This is a genomic window from Actinokineospora xionganensis (assembly GCF_014323725.1).
GTDB lineage: Bacteria > Actinomycetota > Actinomycetes > Mycobacteriales > Pseudonocardiaceae > Actinokineospora > Actinokineospora xionganensis.
Genome location: NZ_JABVED010000068.1, coordinates 1 through 458 on the forward strand (window position 1 = coordinate 1; position 458 = coordinate 458).

At 68.6% G+C, this 458-nt stretch carries 1 protein-coding gene; it reads right to left on the minus strand.

Annotated elements, in window-relative coordinates; all coding sequences use genetic code 11:
• Window positions 1-458, minus strand: a 458-nt coding sequence (locus GPZ80_RS31920; RefSeq protein WP_187224819.1) for an extracellular solute-binding protein, incomplete at both ends; no start/stop codon positions are given.

Sequence of the window (458 nt, forward strand, 5' to 3'; positions counted from 1 at the left end):
GAGCCGGGACCGTCGAGGCCGGGCAGCGGCGCGACGGCGAACTTGCCCGCCACCTGCGACGAGCCATCCGTCGCGTTGGCCTTGGCGTACTGGTACGGCCACTGGCGGTGGAAGACCAGCTCACCGGCCTGGAACGCCCGGCGGCCTTCCTCTTCCTTGAAGGTGCGCGCCTTGGCGGCGATCTTGCCGGACTTGACGCCCTCGACGAGGAAGTCCAGGCCCGCCTTCGCCTTGTCGGTGTTCACGTTCGGCTTGCCGTCCTCGCCGACGACGTCACCACCGGCGGAGTTGACGGCTTCGCTGAAGTTGACCGTGAGGCCCTCGTACTTCTCGAACTGCCCCGCGTAGCACGACAGACCCGGGTTCGTGGCGACCACCTTGTCGCAGGCGGCGTTCATCTCGGCCCACGTCGTCGGCGGCTTCGCGCCGACCGCGTCGAGGAGGTCCTTGCGGTAGTA